The 19,754-nt window shown below is 67.0% G+C and carries 12 protein-coding genes, 1 tRNA gene and 1 pseudogene; 5 read left to right on the top strand and 9 right to left on the bottom strand.

Annotation, left to right across the window (positions count from 1 at the left end):
- Positions 1-81: 81 nt before the first annotated feature.
- Positions 82-1,764, bottom strand: a complete 1,683-nt coding sequence (gene ettA / locus ABD210_RS05650; protein WP_344109532.1) for an energy-dependent translational throttle protein EttA — start codon at positions 1,762-1,764, stop codon at positions 82-84.
- Positions 1,765-1,949: 185 nt separating this feature from the next.
- Positions 1,950-2,486 (bottom strand): single-stranded DNA-binding protein, encoded by a 537-nt coding sequence (locus ABD210_RS05645; RefSeq protein WP_344109529.1) that lies wholly within the window; start codon positions 2,484-2,486, stop codon positions 1,950-1,952.
- Between the two features lie 170 nt (positions 2,487-2,656).
- Here ABD210_RS05645 and ABD210_RS05640 point away from each other — a divergent pair, with 170 nt between their 5' ends.
- On the top strand, positions 2,657-3,274 hold the full coding sequence (locus tag ABD210_RS05640) for an SRPBCC family protein (protein WP_344109527.1): 618 nt from the start codon (positions 2,657-2,659) through the stop codon (positions 3,272-3,274).
- A 6-nt stretch (positions 3,275-3,280) separates the two neighbouring features.
- Here the strand turns inward: ABD210_RS05640 and ABD210_RS05635 are convergent, their stop codons facing one another.
- The 3 genes from ABD210_RS05635 to ABD210_RS05625 all read right to left on the bottom strand — a co-directional run bounded on the left by ABD210_RS05635 (position 3,281) and on the right by ABD210_RS05625 (position 10,119).
- Entirely contained in the window at positions 3,281-4,960 is a 1,680-nt protein-coding gene (locus tag ABD210_RS05635; protein WP_344109525.1) for a GTPase, read from the bottom strand.
- On the bottom strand, positions 4,957-8,436 hold the full coding sequence (locus ABD210_RS05630; RefSeq protein ID WP_344109523.1) for an AAA family ATPase: 3,480 nt from the start codon (positions 8,434-8,436) through the stop codon (positions 4,957-4,959). Before ABD210_RS05630 ends, ABD210_RS05635 begins: the two co-directional genes overlap by 4 nt.
- Positions 8,437-8,526: 90 nt before the next feature.
- Positions 8,527-10,119 carry a PrsW family intramembrane metalloprotease gene (locus tag ABD210_RS05625; protein WP_344109521.1) on the bottom strand — a complete coding sequence of 531 codons (1,593 nt, stop codon included), beginning with the start codon at positions 10,117-10,119 and terminating at the stop codon, positions 8,527-8,529.
- Between the two features lie 254 nt (positions 10,120-10,373).
- Between ABD210_RS05625 and ABD210_RS05620 the strand changes: the two genes are divergently transcribed.
- A tRNA-Arg gene (locus ABD210_RS05620) sits at positions 10,374-10,450 on the top strand.
- A gap of 722 nt (positions 10,451-11,172) precedes the next feature.
- On the opposite strand, the gene ABD210_RS05615 is transcribed toward ABD210_RS05620, so the two are convergent.
- Positions 11,173-11,346, bottom strand: coding sequence for a LuxR C-terminal-related transcriptional regulator (locus tag ABD210_RS05615; RefSeq protein WP_344109519.1), 174 nt, complete (start codon positions 11,344-11,346; stop codon positions 11,173-11,175).
- A 131-nt stretch (positions 11,347-11,477) separates the two neighbouring features.
- On the opposite strand from ABD210_RS05615, the gene ABD210_RS05610 reads away from it, so the two are divergent.
- Complete coding sequence (locus tag ABD210_RS05610) at positions 11,478-13,406, top strand: sensor histidine kinase (RefSeq protein WP_344109517.1); 1,929 nt, start codon at positions 11,478-11,480, stop codon at positions 13,404-13,406.
- A gap of 63 nt (positions 13,407-13,469) precedes the next feature.
- On the opposite strand, the gene ABD210_RS05605 is transcribed toward ABD210_RS05610, so the two are convergent.
- The 3 genes and pseudogenes from ABD210_RS05605 to ABD210_RS05595 form a co-directional block, all read right to left on the bottom strand.
- Positions 13,470-14,540: a sugar ABC transporter substrate-binding protein gene (locus ABD210_RS05605; protein ID WP_344109515.1), complete on the bottom strand. Its 1,071-nt coding sequence runs from the start codon at positions 14,538-14,540 to the stop codon at positions 13,470-13,472.
- A 572-nt stretch (positions 14,541-15,112) separates the two neighbouring features.
- Positions 15,113-15,544 (bottom strand): annotated as a pseudogene (locus ABD210_RS05600) (integrase core domain-containing protein); the annotation flags it as partial.
- An 885-nt stretch (positions 15,545-16,429) separates the two neighbouring features.
- Positions 16,430-17,263, bottom strand: coding sequence for a hypothetical protein (locus tag ABD210_RS05595; RefSeq protein ID WP_344109512.1), 834 nt, complete (start codon positions 17,261-17,263; stop codon positions 16,430-16,432).
- A gap of 141 nt (positions 17,264-17,404) precedes the next feature.
- Here ABD210_RS05595 and ABD210_RS05590 point away from each other — a divergent pair, with 141 nt between their 5' ends.
- Both ABD210_RS05590 and ABD210_RS05585 read left to right on the top strand, forming a co-directional pair.
- Positions 17,405-18,586 (top strand): sensor histidine kinase, encoded by a 1,182-nt coding sequence (locus ABD210_RS05590; protein ID WP_425552631.1) that lies wholly within the window; start codon positions 17,405-17,407, stop codon positions 18,584-18,586.
- On the top strand, positions 18,586-19,251 hold the full coding sequence (locus tag ABD210_RS05585; protein ID WP_344109902.1) for a response regulator: 666 nt from the start codon (positions 18,586-18,588) through the stop codon (positions 19,249-19,251). The genes ABD210_RS05590 and ABD210_RS05585 overlap by 1 nt, the downstream gene beginning before the upstream one ends.
- Positions 19,252-19,754 lie beyond the last annotated feature (503 nt).

Raw genomic sequence — 19,754 nt, 5'->3', positions numbered from 1 at the left:
TCTCCCTGGCCGGGCCAATGATCAGGCTGCTGACCCAGCTCGTGGCCGTGGGGTGTGCGGGTGGATCAGTGTGGGGGTGGATCAGTCGCGGGTCAGTTTGCGGTAGGTGACTCGGTGGGGGCGGGCGGCTTCGGCGCCGAGGCGCTCGATCTTGTTCGCCTCGTAGGAAGCGAAGTTGCCCTCGAACCAGAACCACTTGGAGGGATCCTCGTCGGTCCCCTCCCACGCCAAGATGTGGGTGGCGACGCGATCCAGGAACCACCGGTCGTGGGAGATCACCACTGCACAGCCCGGGAACTCCAGCAGCGCATCTTCCAGTGACTGCAGCGTCTCGACGTCCAGGTCGTTGGTCGGCTCGTCGAGCAGCAGCAGGTTGCCGCCCATCTTCAGCGTCAGGGCCAGGTTCAGCCGGTTCCGCTCACCACCGGACAGCACGCCGGTCGGCTTCTGCTGGTCCGGTCCCTTGAACCCGAACGACGCCACGTACGCGCGGCTCGGCATCTCGAAGTTCGCGACCTTGATGTAGTCGAGCTCGTCGGACACCATCTGCCAGACGGTCTTCTTCGGGTCCAGCCCGCCGCGCGACTGGTCGACGTACGAGATCCGGACCGTATCGCCGAGTCGCAAGGTGCCCTTGTCGGGAGTCTCCTCGCCGACGATCATCCGGAACAGGGTCGACTTGCCGACCCCGTTCGGGCCGACCACGCCGACAATGCCGGCTCGCGGCAGCGAGAAACTCAGGCCGTCGATCAGCTTGCGATCACCGAAGCCCTTCTCGAGCTTGTCGACCTCGAGAACCGTGCTGCCCAGTCGCGGGCCCGGCGGGATGTTGATCTCGTCGATGTCCAACTTCCTCGAGCGCTCGGCCTCGGCCGCGAGCTCCTCGTACCGGGCGAGCCGGGACTTGCTCTTGGTCTGGCGAGCCTTCGCGTTGGACCGGACCCACTCGAGCTCACGCTCCAGGATCTTCTGCCGCTTCGCGTCCTTGCGGCCCTCGACGACCAGCCGCTCCTGCTTGGTCTCCAGGTACTTCGAGTAGTTGCCCTCATACCCGTAGGTGCGCCCGCGGTCGAGCTCCAGGATCCACTCGGCCACGTTGTCCAGGAAGTACCGGTCGTGGGTGATCGCCAGGACGGCACCCGGGTACTTCTGCAGGTGCTGCTCCAGCCAGAGCACAGACTCCGCGTCCAGGTGGTTGGTGGGCTCGTCGAGGAGCAGCAGGTCGGGCTGCTGCAGGAGGAGCTTGCACAGTGCCACCCGCCGGCGCTCACCACCGGACAGGTTGTCCACCAGCGCGTCGGCCGGCGGGCAGCGCAACGCGTCCATCGCCTGCTCGAGCTGCGCGTCGACATCCCACGCGTTGCGGTGATCCAGCTCGGTCTGCAGGTCACCCATCTCGGCCAGCAACGTGTCGTAGTCGGCGTCGGGGTCCGCGAGCTCGGCGGAGATCTCGTTGAAGCGGTTCAGCTTCGCCTTGGTGTCACCGACCCCTTCCTCGACGTTCTCGAGCACTGTCTTGCCTTCGGTCAGCGGGGGCTCCTGCAGCAGGATCCCTACTGTCGCGCCCTCGGCCAGCCGGCCCTCACCGTTCGAGGGCTGGTCCAGCCCCGCCATGATCTTGAACAGCGAGGACTTACCGGTGCCGTTGGGCCCGACCACGCCGATCTTCGCGCCGGTCAGGAAGTTCAGCGTGACGTTGTCGAGAACGACCTTGTCGCCGTGTGCTTTCCGGACGTTGCGAAGGGTGTAGATGAATTCCGCCATGACCTAGAGCCTATGCGGTGAGCCCCACCGACTCCCAACCGGAGCCTCACCCGACAGAGGCGCCGGTTCTCGCCGCGACCGCCGCCAAGGCGATGTAGGCAAGGAGGTGGACCGAGGAGTTGAGAACCCGGCAGGAGTCAGCGGGACCGTGCGGACCTCTGATCGGCGAGATGGTCCCGGCCGGGTCAGGCGGCTTGCCGTTCGGGCGCTTGCTGCTCGGACCCACCGCCGTGCATCGCGGCGACCTCCTCTGCCGTGAACGGGCTGTCCTCGGCAGCCGGATCGCCGGTCTCCGCATCGCCGGACAGCTCCCGCATCTCGTCGTCCAGCGACGTCCCATCCACCGACTGCGGCCGAGGCGGGTTCTTGGTGAACGTCGTCGTCCCCCTGGCCAGGTCGTGGCCGACCGAGAACGCGTCGATCACCGTCCTGCTCTTCTTCTCTCCCTCCTCGACCCACTCCGTGGTTTTCAGGCGGCCGGTCACCACCACCGGCTGCCCTCGCCGCAAGGAGTCGTTCACGTTCTCGGCGAGCGTTCGCCAGCACTCGACCGTGAACCAAGCGGTCGGCCGGTCGGTCCAGCCCCCCGTGGCCCTGTCGAACTGCCGCGGCGTCGTGCCGAGGCGGAAGGAGGCCAGGGCCACCTTGCCCGACACCTCCTTGAACTTGACGTCGCCGCCGACCCGGCCCTGCACGGTCAGATAGGTCTCACCGACGCTCATGTCCGTTCACCTTCCCTTCAGTCGCAGAAGTGCTGTCACCAGAGAAGATGCACGCCGCGCGCGCTGATCCGTCGGACGACTTCTGGGGCTGGGGATAACTATCTCAGCCTTGACTTATATAAGCGAAGGACGGCAGTCTAGGGCCGAAGCCAGCGACGAGAGGAAGACCAGTGATCGACATCCTGGAGCAGATCAACGCGATCCATCGCCAGGTCAACCAGACCGGCGAGGAGGTCATTGTGCTGATGCGACGCACCTACCCCGCAGAGCCGGAGGAGGTGTGGGACGCGCTCACCGATCCGGAGCGATTGCGTCGGTGGTTCCTGCCCGTCAGCGGCGAACTGAAGGTCGGCGGCAGCTTCCAGCTGGAGGGCAACGCAGGCGGCGACATCCTCGAATGCGAGCAGCCGAAGCGTTTCAAGGTGACCTTCGGTGGGCCGACCAGCCTGGTCGAGGTCCGCCTGACGCCGGGCCCGGACCAGACGACCGAGTTCGAGCTGGAGCACTCCGTCAGCGCCGACATGGCCGGCGGAGCCGTCGGCGCCCTCTATGTCGGTCCCGGCTGGGACGGCGCCTTGCTCGGCCTCGCCATCTACCTGGCGGGTGAGATCGAAGAGGGACACGACCCGCAGGAGCTGGCGAACTCCCCCGAGGCGCTGAAGTTCTCCGAGCAGTCGGTCCGCGCCTGGCTCCAGGTCGTCCGCGAATCAGGCGCAGCCACGGAGGAGGAGATCATGGCGGCCGCCCAGGCCTCCTTGGCCCAGTTCGCCCCCGGCGGCGTCCTGTAGTACGGGCTAGCGGCGGGCGATCGCTAGTTTGTCGCGGCAGATGGTGTACGCCTCCAGCTCTTCGCGGGCCGGGGCGACTACGTGGCTCTCGGCCACCTTCTCCAGTTCGGAGCGCAGCGCCTTCGCGACCAGTCGGGCGCGGCGGTTGGCTCCGCTGCTCGCGAACAGCCTGCAGGCGATGGACACAACGACGCCCAGCAAGGCGCCGCTGATCAGCATGAGCGTCGCGATCGGGATCCCCTGCCACTTGGGCAGCGGCGGATCGTTGAGCTGCAGATAGCCAAGCACCGCAAGGACTGCGAGCCACACCGCTCCGCCCAGCGCTACAAGGAAAAGCAGCCACTGCAGGAAGCGAGCCACGCCCCACCAACCCGGGTTGGTGTTCGCGCCGAGGTCAGTACGCGCTACTGCCTGGTCCAGCTCATCGCCGAGAGTCTCCTCGCGACGGCGGATCGCCGTACGGACGGAGTCAGCCCACGGCCGGGACAAGCCTGCTGCTGCCTTGTTGGTGATGTTCCGGACCGCTGTGTCCATCCGTGCCCGCTGCACAGGTGTTGCCGCGGGCAACGATGAGCGTGCGATCGACACCTCGTTGGAGGCGGACTTCCGCAATGCCTTGCTCTGTTGCTTGGGTAACTGGTCCAGGTGCAGCCGCCGCAGTGGATCCGGCTTGAACCGCCCGAGCCACTTGGTGACGGGCCAGCCCGTCGCTGCACGAGCACGCTGCAGGTAGGACCGCCGTACGGCCTCCACGACGACAGGGACTCCGCTGGCGTCTGCCAAGGCGTCCACCAGCTCGGTGATGTCTGACTTGGCGATCTCTGGCGTCTTCGCGTTGCCGCATTGGCTTGCCATCCGGTCAGCCACGCGGTCCACGTCGGCGGCAAGGCGCTCGCGAGCGGCTCGCTTGGCGTTCACTCGGTTGACCAGCAGGCCGCGCAGGTCATTGAGGCCGGCGCCACTCACCGCCGAGGTGGCCACAATCGTTGGCGACTTCAGGCCGTCCGACTTCAGCAGGCGGGTGAGGTCCGCTACGCAGCTGTCGCGCTGTTCCTCGGACAGCTTGTCCGCGTGGTTCAGTGCGAACACCATCACGGACGAGTGCGACGCGAACGGCTTGATGTAGCGGTTGTGCAATGCGGCATCCGCGTACTTCTGCGGGTCCACCACCCACACCAGCAGATCCACCAGCTCGACCAGGCGGTCCACGATCAGCCGGTGCTCCACCTCGGTCGAGTCGTGGTCCGGCAGGTCGAGCAGGACGAGCCCGTCGAGGTCCTCCGACTGCGCATCTTCCAGCGAGCTTCGGTGCGCGACCTGGTGACGGCGCGGGATCCCCAGCCAGTTCAGCAGCTCACCGGCGGGCTCCTCGCCCCACACGCAGGCCAGCGGCATCGAGCTGGTCGGGCGGCGCGTACCGATAGCCGCCAGGTCGAGACCGGTGAGTGCGTTGAACAGCGATGACTTCCCCGAGCCGGTCGCACCGGCCAGAGCCACCACTGTCAGGTCGCCGGACATCCTGAGCCGCTGACCGGCCCGGTCCACGATCTGCGAAGCCTCACTCAGCACCACCGGGTCCAGCCGGCCTTGGCCTGCCTCGGTGGCATCCTCGAGCGCCTCGATCTTGGTCAGGACATCGGTCGAGCCCCTCACCAGACCCTTGACCGTATCCACGATTCCCGTCACGTGCAGTCCTCCACCGCGCGCGCGGCCTCCGTCAGTCGCCTGGGTGCGTCGGGATCGACCGGATGCTGGTCGAGCACTGCCAGGTAGCGGGCGAATTCGGCATCCATCAACGCGTGAACCCTACCGTCAAGGTCCTCGCGCGCCTTGCGTGCCAGGCTGCGGACCGCCTGGTCGCCGAAGACAGCTTCGAGCAACTTCTGGCCGACCACCGCGGTCCCGGCACCGACACCGACCTCGGCGCCGGTGATGCCCGCAGTACTGGCGAAGATGACGATCATCAGCGCCAGGCCAAGCCCATTGACGCCGTAGGCAAGGATCCGGGCGGTGGACCGCTTCTCTGCGCCTTCCTTGCGTACCAGGTCGAGCACGTTGCCCTGCCAGTCGCGCACAGCCTTCGCAGCGGCGGCAGGGAACTCCTTCGACATGCGCCCCATGTCACGGTCGCCGGAAGCCAGCAACTGCCGACCCGCGGCCAACGACTGCCACGACTCCTCGGCCCGCTCCGCCGCTTCCTCGGCGTGCTCGCGCAACAGCGACTCGAGGCCGGACTCGACGGCATCGTTGAGATCCCGGGTCGGCGGCGGTTTGCCAACAACCGCGGCCTTGACCTTGTCACGGACGCGCCCGACGTTGGTCTGCAGGCCTTTCAGCAGCTCGCCAGTGCCGACGAACTCCTGCCAGCGCGCGAGAACCTCGCCGCGCAGCATCGTCCCGTCCTGCGTGGCCTTGGCGACATCCTTGACCGCACGGTCGTACGCCGCCTCCGCGTTCGACCTCAGTTCCACGATGGTGTCGGCCTGGGCCCGTACTGCGGTTACGAAGGCGGGCGTCTTCTTCGTCATAGCGGTGACGGCGCCGTGCAGAGTACGCCGTACTACGGCCGTGCGGGCCTCGGCGTCAGCCGCCAGGTCGATCAGCCAGTCCTTGATCGAGGCAACTATCTCGGGCGGCAACATGCCGTTGCCGTCGACAACGGTCTCCTTGATGCTGAACAACGGCGAATCACCCAGGCCGCGCTCGAGCAGCATCTGCGCCAGGTGCCCGGTGATGTCGTCGATCGTGTCCGCCGGCGCGCGGTCCAGCACCACCGCGACCGCAGTACTGCGGTCTGACGCGCTCTGCAGGAAGTCCCACGGGACGGCATCGGCGTACCGGGCAGCTGTCGTCACGAACAACCAGAGGTCGGCAGCTGCCAGCAACTGGGTCGCGAGCTCGCGGTTCGCCTCGACGACCGAATCGATGTCCGGCGCATCGAGGATCGCGAGGCCCTGCGGAACGGTGTCAGCGGCAACCAAACGGATCTGCCCCGGATCCTCCGTCCCACCCGGCTTGTCGCCGCTGGAACGGGCCATGCCGGGTAGTACGCGATCGCCGGTGAACCACTCGGCGTCGACCGGGTTGTGGATCAGTACCGGCGACCGGGTGGTCGGCCGGAGTACGCCGGGCTCGCTGACGACCTGCCCGATCAGCGAGTTGACCAGGGTGGACTTGCCGGCGCCGGTCGAACCACCGACGACAGCGAGCACCGGCGCCTCGAGCTGCACCAGCCGCGGCAGGATGTAGTCGTCGAGCTGGTCGAGCATCTCCTTCTGCTGCTGTCGCGCCTCGTCGGCACCCACGACATCAATCGGCAACTTGCTGCTCGCAAGCGCACCCCGAAGCCGCATCAGCGCGGTGATCAGCGCCATGGCAGCCTGCTCAGTAGCAGCCTGCTCCGCCGCCTCACTCTCAGTCAGTACTACGTCCGCGCCCTCCACGCCTTCCCCGGTACCCGCCTTGACGCGTTCCGCAGCATCCGACTGCGCGTCGTCCGCAGCAAGCGGGTCCGCGGCACCAGCCACAGCCGCTGCACCAGCGCCAGCCTCGGCAGCTTCCTCAGCCCCGGACTCGGCGGCGTCAACACTTGGCCCGGCTTCGTCTGCACTTGGCTCGGCGTCGTCCTCACCAGCGGACTGGGCTTCGTCGGCAGCGGGTTCCGCACCTTCGTCGGCCGCGGTGCCAGCCTCGCCCGCAACCAACTCAGCAGCCTCGCCAGCTTCCTCGGTGGCAGGAGCGTCTCCCACAGGCTCTGCGTCTTCTTCGGCTTGCGGCTCTGCGGGATCCTCGGCAACAGTGTCGGCCGGACCGTCTCCGGTCGACTCGCCGCTCTGGTCGGCGACGGGCTGGTTGGCGCCCTCGGTTGCAGCGTCGGTGGGCTGATCGTCTTCCGGGTCGACCGAGTCCTCTGCGGCAGGGTCCGCGGGAACGTCGCCGGCAGCCTCGACACCCTGGTCGGTGACGGGCTCGGAGAGCTCCCCGGCCTCTGACTGAGCGGAGGTCTCGGGGGCGTGTTCAGCTTCCGCCGTCGCCTCGGCCTCAGCGGGGTGCTCGAAGACGTCATGCTCAGAGCCGGCATGCTCAGAGTCGCCATGCTCGGAGGCGGCATGCTCAGCGTCTGCGGGCGGCTCGGGCTCCGGCTCGGCGGACACGGACGATTCACCGCGGTCTGCGGCGGACTCGGGGTCGTTCGCAGGGTCCGTGGTTGAGGCTGTTTCAGGCGCGCGCTTGGTGCGCTTGTCGGGGTCCGGCGGCTTGGGCAGACCGATGATGATGTCGCCGTATTCCATCGGGAAAGCGTCCGTCGACTCATCGGGTTCGTAGACCACGCCGACCGTCGGGCGATGTTCTTGCACCGGTTCGGCGGTGGGCTCCCCCGCAGATTCGTCAGCGGACTCCGGAGTCTCAGCAGCGGCAGGCTCTTCTCCTGGGGCGGCCTGATCCGCAACGGCCTCCGCGGCAACGGCCTCCACGCCCCCAGGCTGCTCTCCCTCGGACTCGACATCGTTGCCCTGCGCCTCTACCTGGACGTCACCATCGTTGCCCTGGGCCTCTACCTCGGCCGCATCGTCCGCAACCGAACCGTCAGCACTCGACTCTTCAGAGCCCGGCTCGTCTGCAGTCTCAGCCGTACCGGCGTCCGCTTCAGCGGTGGGAGCCTGAGTTGTTTCATCCCCGGCGCCCCCAGACTCGGCGGCTGACGGCCCGACATCTGTCGACTTGCTTGCTTCTGCCTTGCCGAGTTCACCTTCGCCGTCGGTTGTCTTCGACTCGGCCTGCTTGTCGGCAGCAGCGACACTCTCGTCGTCAGCCGACTTCCTGTCCTCGGAGGCAACCTTGTCTCCGTCGGCCGGCGCCGCCTCAGCCGGCGTCGCCGCAGCTGTGGTCTCAACGGACTCCGTCTGCTTGCCCTCGGCAGCTTCTTCAGCAGGCTCGGACGACTTGGCCGCGGGCTCGGCTGACGTAGTACTGGGCGCGGCAGACGTAGTACTGGGGTCTGCTGTCTTCGACTTACGCAAGCGGCGCCAGAAACCCTTGCCCTTGGCATCGGAATCGCCAATCAACTTCGCCAGCTCCTGGGCAGGCTGATCCTGGGCCGGAACCCTGCGCTCATCGGAGCGTTCCGAACCCTCACCAGCTGCTGACCTGGTGTCAGCCACGGCTTCCGCCCACGAGCACAGAGTGCCCGGTCGGACAGCGCTGAAGCAAAGTCATCATCATCCCGTTTGGCGGCGTGGACGGGCGGTATGTCACTGCGACGGTGGATAGGGACCGTATCCTCCCGGCGATCCTTGCGGACCAGGGGGTCCCGGCGGGTAACCGGGCTGGCCCGCTGGGTAGCCGGGTTGCCCCGACGGATACCCAGGCTGGGGCGGCGGGTACCCACCCTGTCCGGGCGGATATCCCCCCGGCACGGGCCCACCCGGACCCTGAACCGGACCGCCCGGCATCGGCCCACCCGGCATCGGCGCACCCGGGATCGGCGCACCACCCGGACCCGGCATGGGAGCAGGCCCGCCCGGCATCGGACCGGGAGCACCCGGGCCCACCGGACCGACAGGACCGCCGTACACCGAAGGAGGAACCCGCGGAACGGCCTGCGCGAACGCCGGCATCGGCGGGAACGGCACACTCGCCCGCCGCGCCCGGAGCTCGTCGAGCAGTCGCTTCTCGGTCTCCAGCGCCTCCGGGCCGATCACCTGGCGGACGATCTTGTCCCGCAGGTAAGCAAGTTCCGTCGCGTTCTGCTGGAACGCCTTCGCCGCGGTCTCGGCCTGTACGCCGTACCGCTTGGCGTTCTGGCGGAGCGCCTTACGGCCGCGCAGCGTCGCGATCAGCGGCACGTCCTGTGGGATCAGCCAGCCGAAGCGCACGTAGTCGTACAGCCGGGACGCGATCATCTGCCCCTCGCGGGAGCGCATCACCAGGGCGAAGACCACCATGCCGATGAAGATCGGCACCATCAGGAAGAGGTACACGGTGATGAAGCCGCCGCCACCGGCCCAGCTGGCACCACCGTTCCAGAGCCCATGCGCAAGCACCGCAGCCAGGTACCCGACGATCGGCGCCAGATACCGAACCGCCGTGTTCCGATGCCGGATCGCAACCCCGATGCCGATCGCGGTGAAGGAGGTGAACAGCGGATGGGCGAACGGGGAGATCAACCCGCGGATCACGAACAGCACGAATGCGCCGCGCAGACCCGCGTCGCTGCCGGCCTCCTGGGAGAGCTCGTGGAAGATGCGCCCGTAGTACAGGATGTTCTCGGTGAAGGCGAAGCCGACGCCCACCATGCCGGCGTACACAAGGCCGTCGATGATCCCGTCGAACTCCTTGCGCCGGACCAGCGCCAGCAGCAGGATCACGGAGCCCTTCGCGAACTCCTCCACCGGCGGCGCCACGAACACCGCGGACCGGTTGCCGCCGCCCTGTGACTCCTTGAGCAGGTCCGCCACCTCGGTGTTGATGAAGATGGCCGCCAGCGTCGCGATGAACGCACCCCAGCAGAGCGCGAAGAGGATGTACTTGGCCGGCTCCGGCTCGTAGCGGTCCAGCCAGAGATAGAGCGCGATCACAGGGATGACTGGCACGAACGCGAACACGAGTCCCCAGGCGAAGCCGCCGGAGCCGGTCGACTTCGCCACGATCCCGAAGATCAGCAACCCGGCGATCGCGAACACGACCGCGATCACGATGCCGATCAGGATGCCCTTGTTCCGTCGCTGCCCGGGGACCGGATGGGTCCCCAGTGCGTTCGGTTGCGGGTACGGGCCACCGGGCGGGTAAGCCGACCCGGCCGCCGCTTGTGGCGACTGCGCTGGGCCTCCTGAGGGGTAACTCATGCCCGAAGCCTAGTTGTAGAGCCTTCACGGTCACAGGACCGCCCACGCAGCGTTACCGGGATGGAACGACAACCCTGTACTTCTTACTCCCCGTGCGGCCCGCAACACCGGGTTTCCCGATCTTTCCGTACTCCGGACGCCCCGCCGGCGCCCCAGACGGCCGCTCCCGCGCCCGACCCACCAAGGAACCCACGAGCGCGATCGGCCCACCATCTGAGAGACTCTGATCCGTGCCGCGGCTCACCCCCGGCAATGCGCCCGTAGCTCAGCTGGATAGAGCGTCGGACTTCTAATCCGTTGGTCGCAGGTTCGAATCCTGCCGGGCGCGCCACCCAAAAGCCCAGGTCAGTCGCACATCGACACTCGTCGACCCCTCAGGTCTCGGTCCCGCATGGGGCTATTCATGGTGCGAAGTGCGGTCTAACCGGGCCAATCAGCGCTATTGAGTCAGCAGCGCACCTGGCCGGATGACACCACGTCGCGGGGTGAGGCTGGCTAGCGCACCCCGACGAAAGGTCGAGTGCTCAATACCGCTGAAGGCCGGATCCGCCGGGCATACCCAAGCCACAGGTTATGGACCGAGTGGCATGCGGGGTCGACAACCTCGGCCTCGATCGTTCGCGTCCGCGATTAGCCACGCTCGGCGCACTCTCAAGGTGCTCTTGCTTGTACCAGTACGTGCCGTACTCATCGCGCACGGCGGGAATCCGCCCCTGGCGGCAAGCTCCGGGGCCCGAGACGCTCCGGCCGAACAGCCTCGCCGCGGCTGGCGTACTGATGTGACCCGCCGGTGGTGGCGGGCGGATTGTGCGCGCCGAGGAGTCGTGGGAAAACGTGGAAGAGCTCGTCCCGGACAGCCCAGCGGCCGGATTCCCGGCAAAGTCGTCTCTGTCAGCCAGCGCTATCCATGCCTTGATCTGCGACAATGTTGGGGATCAGTGGTAGCCGCTAGCGCGCCTCAAGAATTGTGACCACGGCGAGCACCTGTCGATGATCATCGACAGTCTCGGGCAGCGCCAGCTTGGTGAGGATGCCGTGTACGTGCTTCTCGAGTTAGCCCTCGGTCACCCACAGTTGGCGGCCGATGCCTGTATTGGAGCGCCCCTCAGCCATCAAAGAAAGTACCTCCCGCTCCCGCGGGCTAAGAACGGCCAGCGGATCGCCCCGGGGCGCCGAGACAAGCTCGTGCACCAGGGGCGCATGATCGTCCACGACGATGACCCGCATCCGGCTCCCAGAGGGGCCCTCTCGGCGCTAAGTCACGTTATCTGTCCCGCATCCCGCCCCTCTGCAAACAGAGCGGTTGGCCGCATGCGGTGGGGTGGTCACATGTCGCGCCGCTCAGGAGGTAAGCCACCGTGCGCGGCGGCCTGACTCGCCGCATGATCATCGCCAGCGGGCTGCTCACGCTGCTGACTACCGCCGCATTCGCCGTATTGCTGCTGGCGATCCGTGATCAGCGGAGCTCGGCTCAGTTGGCTCGACACTCCCAGGAGGTGCTGGCCGCCTCAAATCGGGTCGAGCGACTCCTAGTCGATATCGAAACCGGAACCCGCGGCTACTTGCTGACTGGCGAAGACCAATTCCTGCAACCGGCACACGCCGGCGAAGCCGGTTTTGCAGTGGCCAGCAGCGAGCTTGTCGACCTCACCACGATTCCGGAACAGAACGAGGCGCCCGCGAGGCTGACTGCGATCCACGTGTCAGGAACAGCACGGGCGATCAAAATCAAAGGCGAAGCATACATCCGGGACTATTTCCGGCCGCTCGTAGCGGCGGCGGAACGCGGCGATCCGGCCGCGCGCAGTGTGGAAAGGGCGCAGTTAGGCAAGGTGAAGTTCGACGATATCCGGTCGGACTGCAACACGCTGGAGCAGACCGAGCAGCAAGTCGCCGCGGAGCGCGATGACCGCGCGCGTGAAAACGCCAACCAGGCGACGATCGCCGCGATCGCTGGGCTGGGCGGGACCGGCGTGCTGGTCGGCTTCTTCGCCACCTATCTGAGCCGGGTGATCGTACGACCAGTCCGCCAGGCGTCCGCGATGGCTCACCGACTCGCGAGCGGCGATCTGTCGACCCGCATGCCGACGACCGGAGTCGCCGAGATCGGAGTGCTCGAGAAGTCTTTCAACACCATGGCGAGCGCGCAGCAGCGCAGCCAATCGGAGCTCGCCAATCTGCTTGAAGAGCAGGCCGCCCTGCGCCGGGTCGCCACCCTCGTCGCCGAGGGCACCCCGCCGGAGAACATCTTCCGCGCGGTCAACGAGGAGGTGGGCCGGCTGCTGGACGTCGACGGCACGCGCTTGATGCGGTACGAGGCCGACGGGACGGCGACCAGCGTGGCCAGTTGGGGTGAGCCGACGATCGTCCCGGCGGGCACGAGGATCGCCCTGGATGGGCGGAACATCGCAGCTCTGGTGCGCAGCAGCGGCAGGCCGGCGCGCATCGAGTACGAAGACGCTCCCGGGTCTATCGCCACGATCGCCCGCAAGAGCGGCGTCCGTTCGGCCGTCGGAGCCCCGATCACGGTGGAGGGGCGGCTCTGGGGCGCGATGGTTGCGTTCTCCAAGGCGGACAAGCCGCTGCCTTCGGGCATCGAGCTGCGGCTGGCCGACTTCACCGACCTCGTCGGCACCGCCATCGCCAACACCCAGGCGCGGGCCGACCTCACGGCGTCGCGGGCGCGCATGGTGGCGGCCACCGACGACATCCGCCGCCGCATCGAGCGCGACCTGCACGACGGCACCCAGCAGTGGCTCGTCTCACTCGCGCTCGACGTGCGCAACACGCTGGCAAGCGTCCCCGACACGCAGTCCCAGCTGAGAACTGAGCTGGCTAACATCGCCGACGGCATGGTCGCGGCGCTGGACGACCTGCGGGAGATCTCCCGCGGCATTCACCCGGCGTTGCTTGCCAAAGGCGGCCTGGATCTAGCGCTCAAGGCGCTGGTCCGCCGCTCGCCGCTCCCGGTCGAACTCGACATCACCCTCGACGGCCGCCTCCCGGACTCTGTCGAGGTCGCGGCCTACTACGTTGTCGCAGAGGCGCTGACCAATGCCGCCAAACACGCGCGACCCACGGCCATACGGGTTGCGGTCGACGTGGTGGACGGCCGCCTGCGGCTGACCGTGCACGACGACGGCATCGGCGGCGCGGATCCGGCCAACGGCTCCGGGCTGACCGGGCTCACCGACCGGGTCGAGGCGCTCGGCGGAACGATCACCGTGCACAGCCCACCGGGTGAGGGCACGACATTGCAGGTCTGGCTCCGGACAGCAGCGAGCTGAACGTGGGCTGGCGCCAAGGCCGGCGGTACGCACCGCGAGCCGGGTGTCGATGGACACGACGGGCTACGTCGCGGCCGAGACCGTGGTGATGTTGGCCTGGGTCCCGACAACGGCCGCCGTTGGGATGAAGTAGTCGGGCGACGGCTTCTGCTTGTCGACCAGCGCGTTGTACAGCCAGACGATGGTGTCGTAGGACTGGCCGTACGGATCCTGGCCGATAGCTGCGTACATATTGCCGGCCTTGATCTGGGCCACGTTTTCCGCGGTGAAGTCGAAGCCGATCACCTTGACCGTCGATGTCTTGCCCGCCGACGCCACGGTCTGGGCCGCGACCTGAGGATTGCCGCCGGTCACGTAGATCCCGACGAGGTTCTTAGTGGAGGTCATGTAGTCACGCGTCACCGACGCCACCCGGTCGGTCGACTCTTGGTACTCGACGCCACCACCGGACTGGGTCACCCACGGGCAGTTTTGCTTGAGTCCGTCAAGGAACCCAAGTCGGCGCTCTTCGAGCGCCTGGAATGTGAACGACTCGGTCTCGACGCCGATGACACCGGGCTTGGTCGCGCTGGCCAGGCCCTTCGTGGCAGTGCACATCAGCTTCCCCGCCTGCATGCCGGCCGCGCGAAGATCCTGGCCGTGGAAGAAGAGAGCACCTGAGCTCTGGGCGCAGGACGCATTGCCGTTGTATGCAGCTAAGAGCACGCCCTCGGCGTTCGCCTTCCGAACGTAGGTACAGATACCGTCACCGGGCATCAGCGCGGCGATGGCATCGTAGCCGTCGGCGACGGCGGCGTTGATCGCGTCACCGACGCTGTCGACCGTCACCTCGGTACCGGCGTTGATCCAGTCGACTGTACCGCCGGCGGCTTCGATCTTGGGCTTGACCGCGTCATATCCGGTCTTCACCTGCCCGAAGAACGGGTTGTTCTCGATCGCGATGATCGCGATCTTGACTGGCTTGGTGGGCTTCGTCGTGCTCAACGCCGGTCGCTTGCCCTGCGGCGGCGTTGTCGACGGCGTCGACAACGTGTTCGAAGACTGCTTCGTCCGGCTCTCCTGGGACGTCGCACACCCGGCGAGCAAAGCTACCGAGGCAACGGCGGCCACCGCGAAGGTCATTGCACTATTCACCGAGAACTCCTTGTCGATCGGCATGTCGGCCGCTGAGTGAGCTCGGCAGGGGTTGCAGTGTGACGAGACCCCCGGCTGCACGGTGCCCGGGAGACGTCGACGTCCGCTTATCAACATCCCATCCAGCATCGTCCCGGACGCGGACGGTGTCGATGTCACGCCTACCAGCACTGTGGCGGGTCGACGACGACGGAGCGGTTCGACCTGCTGCTGCGTAGCGGGGTGGAGGAGACCGCTCCCGCCGCCACGGTGCGTCGTTCCTGCGGACCAGGAGCTTGGTCCATGTGCTGTCCGAATCGGGCAACGTGCCGCAGCTCGGAACGATTGCCGAGCTGCGCCCAGCTACCGACCGCTGGGAATCTCTCTCCAGTTGTGGCCATAGAAGTCAGCCAGAGTCGACAGCGAGCGCAATGGAGTAGGTCAGAGTTCCGCGATATCAGGCGTGCCAACGCTGTCCGTCCACCTTCTAATCCGTTGGTCGCAGGTTCGAATCCTGCCGGGCGCGCCAGTGTGATGTCTCAGGACATCGCGGACGGCCGAACCCATAGATGTGGGTTCGGCCGTCGTTGGTTTTAGCGGGTGGGGCCGGGTGGTTGGCCGGTTCCTTGGTAGCGCTGGGTTGTGTCGAGGGCCAGTTCGCGGAGGAGTTCTCCGGTGGCGGTGTCGATGATGCGGATGTCGCGGTCTCGGGCTAGGACGATGACGCGGGTTCGGGCGTGGGTTCGGCCGATGCCGATGGAGTAGAGCGTCCCGCCGTGGCGCAGGGTGATCTTGCCGGACTTGTCGATGCGGTCGTGGCGGGTCCGGTCGTGGGTGTCGTCGGTGCGGTCGCCGGGGGTGGTCTTGGGTCGGCTGGTGTAGATCGTGGCCGGCGTGGCTCGATGCTCCAAGGATCTGTGCGGCCGTCGCTGGTTGTAGTCCTGGGTGAAGCGGTCGAGCAGGGTCTGGAGGTCGGCTATGGTCGCGGGCTGGTCGAGTTGGGCGCGGAGCCACTTCTTCATGGTCTGCTGGAATCGTTCGACCTTGCCCTGGGTCTGGGGGTGCCAGGGGCGGCCGTTTTTTGGTCCACGCCCAGTCGGCGCAGCTCGGTCTCGAGCGGGTTGCGGCCTCCTTTGCCGCCGGCCAGGCGGGTGGTGAACACCATCCCATTGTCGGTCAGTGTGGAGGTCGGGATGCCGTGTGTGGCAACGGTTCTGCGGAACTCGATGAGCACGATCGAGCCGGTGACCCGGTGGTGGGCGGTGTCTGCAGGGCGAACCGGGAGCAGTCGTCGAGCCAGGTCAGGATCTCGGTGTCGGCGCCGGGTCGGCCGTCGGGTCGGGCGAGTCGGTAGTGGGTGAAGTCGGACTGCCAGCACTCGTTGGGCATCGCGGCTTCGAACCGGATGTAGGACGACTTCGGGCGCTTCTTCGGTTCTGGGGTGACCATGCCGCGGGCGGTGAGGTGTCGGGCCACGGTGGCCCGGGACACGGGTGCCGTGGTGGTGGGCCAGGTGCCAGGCGATGGTCTCCGGTCCGGCGTCCAGGCCTTGGTCGGCCAGTTCCTTGCGGAGCCGCGCGATAAGGTCCACAACCTCTACGGGCGTCGCGTTCGGGTTGGAGGCGGGCCGTCGGGAGCGGGGCTCGAAGACCGCGTCTCCTTCACAGCGGTAGCGGGTCAGCAGTTCATAGAGCCACGAGGTTGACACACCGTAAGTGGCAGCGACTGCACCGACAGGACGGTTCTCGACCACCATCGCGGTGATCAGCAATCTGTTCGATGTCATGACCGCCAAAGCTCAGCGCGGGCAGCACTTCATTCCGGGATCTCTGGAGACATCAGTCCGGCATGTCGTGAGACAGGAGTCCGGGATGTCGTGAACCAGCACACTGTCGGGCGCGCCACCCGACCTAGGGCTGTGCCCAGCCAGGCGGCCCCGCGTCAGCGCTCCCTGTCCGGGATCCGTGAGCGTCGGGGCCGACAGGACGTGATGCCGCAGTCACGGCGATCCCGAAGGCTGCTGCTGCCAGGAGCGACGCCACACCGCCGGCCACGCCCCAGCTGTGCGGCTGGTTCGGCAGCAGCATCGAAGCGGCGGCGAGGTAGGCGTAGGTCGCAGCCACCCCGAATGCGATCACCTGCCAGCCGGGCCGGCGGGTCGCAGCTAGTAGACCGGCGAAAGCGAGCAGCATCAGGTGCTCCGCGTTGGTGGCCAACACATTGAAGTCCGATCCTTGCCCGCGGAGCAGGGTCGCCTGGGTCCGCAGAGCCTGCACCGCGATCGGCAGAAGCACGGCAGCAGCTACCACCGCCACCGCGAGCATCGCGACCGACGGTCCATGCCGCGACTTGAGAGAGAACAGTTCACGTCGATAGGGATAGGTCAGTGGGACGAGCAGGAGCAGCGCGACATTAATAAGGAATAGCGCACTGAACGGCACGATTACCGCCGCTGCCAACACTGTTGCGCAGAGCAGGTATTGCACCAGCAGCGCCGACTGAGCTGGCCGAGCCAACGATGCCACGAGGCACACCACTACCAGGACGTCGACGCCGCCCTCGAGGGCATGGTCCCAGCGCAGGTCCGCTGGGTTCGCCTGGCCTTCGATGTTCACCACCATCCAGGGGGCAAGAACGTTCGGAGAGGCGGTGAGCAGAGCCAGCGCGACCAGGCCGCCGGCGATGAGAAAGGCGATTTTTCGGCGGCGCGACGCCGTCCGGGGAACAGCTTTAGAAATAGACATGCCAGCGACGCTAGGCGTAAGTGCAGCACCGTCACATCGAACGCGGGGTTGACCTCTGGTCGCCGGTGTCGACCTTCCGGACGGCGGCATCCATCGCGAGGTTGACGCCCAAGCGCCGCAGGCAGGTCTACCCTCACAGGTATGCGGTTCAGCGGTGCTGAACGACCCCCTGCCGCCGACCTGCTGGCCGCGGCCGGACTGCTCGTCGCCGCACTGACAGAAGTGTGGGTAACGCAAACAGCCCCTGGGCCTCAGGGCATGGGCACGGCGGTGGCGATCCTGTCAGCCGCACCGCTGGCGTGGCGTCGTGTGAGGCCCCTCATCGCTGTCGGCGGTGCCGCGAGCGCGCTTCTGCTACCGCTGGTTTCGCAGCCTCCCGTTGAGACGGACGGGCTCGTGGTTCTCATCGCCTGGCTCGTCGCGGTGCACGCCGTCAACGCCTACGGCGGCCGATGGACGGCATGGTTGGGTACGTTGGCCGTCCTGGTGTCGATGTGTGTCTCGATCGTCTTCGTGCCCGCACCGCCGGGGCAGCCGCCGGGAGACATCGTCTGGGGGCTCGCACTCTTCGGGGCGGCGGCCGCGGCGGGGCGGATCATGCGGCACCTGGCTACCAGGCTGGTTTCAGAACGTGCTGTCGCGGAGGCTGATGCGCGAGCCGTTGAGCGAAGCCGATTGGCCCGCGAACTGCACGACGTGGTGGCTCATGGAGTGGCGGTGATGGTCGTCCAGGCAGGGGCTGCGCAGGAACTGGTCCACACTGCCCCAGACCGTGCGTCCTCCCTGCTTGATGCTGTTCAGCGCACGGGCGAACAGTCAGCAGCGGAACTGCGCCGCATGCTCGATCTGTTGGGCGCCGACCATCCTGAACTCGGGCCCCAGCCGCGACTGGCGGACCTGCCCGGCCTCGTCGCGGAGGTCCGGGCCGCGGGCCTGCTCACAGAACTGGACTCGCCCCCAGTTGCCGAGGACGTCCCGCCTGGACTGCAGACGGCCGCCTACCGGGTCGTGCAAGAAAGCCTGACCAATGCTCTCAAGCACGGTTCCCGCTCGGCAGTCGTCGTGAGGATCCGGGCAGACCTTGGCGTCCTGACCGTGGTGGTCGACGACGAGGGCGGCGTCTCGGCCCGGCCTCATTCCACGACGACAGCGGGTCGCGGGCTTCACGGCCTCCAGGAGCGGGTGCGCCTGTATGGCGGCACCTTGCAGGCCGGACGCGTGGGCTCAGGCTGGCGGGTGCTGGCGGTGCTGCCCCTCGCCTCCGAAACATCACCCGCGAGTGGCCGCAGCGTGTTGCCGATCGACCCCGAGACCGTCTCGTGATTCGCGTTGTGCTGGCCGACGACGAGGCCCTTGTCCGAGAAGGCCTCCGGCTCATGCTGGACGCCCAGCCGGATATCTCAGTGGTGGCAGAGGCCGGCACCGGACAGGAGGCCCTGGACACGGCTCGAAGCCTGCGCCCGGATGTCGTCATCATGGATGTGCGGATGCCGGGGATGGACGGCATCACCGCGATTCGGCACCTGCTCGCCACTTCGTCCTGGCCGGTGAAGGTCATTGTGGTGACCACCTTCGATTTGGACCAGTACGTCTTCGACGCGCTGCGTCTCGGAGCAAGTGGGTTCCTTCTCAAGACCGCACCGCCGCGCCTGCTGCCCATCGCAGTCCGGGAGGTCCACGCCGGAGAGACGATGCTCTCCTCGGAGCTCACCCAACGCCTGATCCAGCGCTTCGCCTCCGCTCCTCTCCCACCAGCCCCCAATACTGTGCCGGATGCTTTGTCAGTGCTCACGCCGCGCGAGCTGGACGTGCTCCGCGTCGTGGCACGCGGCATGAGCAACAGCGAAATCGCCAATGAGCTGTTCGTATCCGAGGCCACGGTGAAGACACACGTCGTACGAATACTCGCCAAGCTTGAACTGCGCGACCGTACCCAAGCCGCGATCGCCGCATACGAACACGGACTAATCACGGCAAGTCGCTCGTGAGCGGGGACGCCAGTGGGTACACAGAGGCGGTCCACTCCGCGCCGCTCGCCAACCTGCTCATGGCAACAGACATACTGCCCCCAGGGGCAGGTACGCGTCTCCGCGATCTCGCGCGCAGGTCGGTCCATCGAACTAAGGGCAGCCTTGGCGAACAACCTGTCCAGGTCTGATCGAAATTGGACGTTCGCAAGATGTTCGGTCAGGGGCGCCAGTTGTGACCTGGGGAAACGTAAACTCGGCGCCGCACCGCGTCCCCTCCGGGACTGGGTTTGGGACTGAATGCACCTAAAGTGTTCTCCATGGGCTAGTGATGGTGACCGGCTGCCGCCGCGGCGAACTGTGCGCAGTCCGATGGACCGACGTTCAGCTAGTTCGCGGGTCGCTCATGGTCCAACGACCGCGGCGAGGCGGTCGACCCACGTCGCCCGCCTCAGGCTTGAGGCCGTTGCTTCGATCGCGTCAGCCGCCCTGGATAACGATGCCGCTCCGTCACGAGACTGTCG

It is taken from the genome of Kribbella alba (assembly GCF_039529635.1).
Lineage (GTDB): Bacteria > Actinomycetota > Actinomycetes > Propionibacteriales > Kribbellaceae > Kribbella > Kribbella alba.
This window is presented reverse-complemented; position numbering and strand designations above follow the sequence as displayed.